Here is a 776-nt window from a genome sequence, read left to right on the forward strand (position 1 = left end):
CGGCACCGCCGCCGCGCACGGCGCGGCCGGTCTCGCCGGCGACCTGTTCGTCGACGGCGCCCTCGGCTCACACACCGCCGCCCTGCACCGGCCCTACACCGACCGGCCGGACACCACCGGCCACCGCCACCTCGACGCCGACACCGTCGCCGAACACCTCATCGCCTGCACCACCGACGGCCTGCAGGCCGGGTTCCACGTCATCGGCGACGCCGCCCTCACCGAAGTGCTGCGCGGCCTCGAAACCGCCGAGGCCACCGTCGGCGCCCGCGCCCTCGCCGGCCGCGGCCACCGCCTCGAACACGTCGAGATGGTCGACGCCGAACAGGCCGCCACTCTCGCCCGGTACAACATCACCGCCTCCGTGCAGCCCCTGTTCGACGCCGCCTGGGGCGGGACCGACGGCATGTACGCCACCCGCCTCGGACCGGACCGCGCCGCCGGACTCAACCCGCTGTCCACCCTCGCCGCCGCGGGCGTGCCGCTGGCGTTCGGCTCCGACACCCCCGTCACCCCCCTCGACCCGTGGGCCACCGTCCGCGCCGCCGTGCACCACCGCACCCCCGGCTCCGGGATCTCCGCCCGCGCCGCCTTCAACGCCCACACCCGCGGCGGGCACCGGGCCGCCGGGGTCGCCGACGGCGTCACCGGAACCCTCGTACCCGGCGCCCCCGCCCACTACGCCGTCTGGGACGCCGACGACCTCGTCGTGGCCACCCCGGACAACCGGGTGCAACGCTGGTCCACCGACCCCCGCTCCCGCGTGCCCGGCCTGC

At 77.2% G+C, this 776-nt stretch carries 1 protein-coding gene; it reads left to right on the plus strand.

Features of this window, described 5'->3' with window-relative positions; all coding sequences use genetic code 11:
- Nucleotides 1-776: amidohydrolase family protein (locus SACPADRAFT_RS25295; protein WP_157577035.1), on the plus strand; the 776-nt coding region annotated here is incomplete at both ends.

The organism is Saccharomonospora iraqiensis subsp. paurometabolica YIM 90007, from assembly GCF_000231035.2.
Classification (GTDB): Bacteria; Actinomycetota; Actinomycetes; order Mycobacteriales; family Pseudonocardiaceae; genus Saccharomonospora; species Saccharomonospora paurometabolica.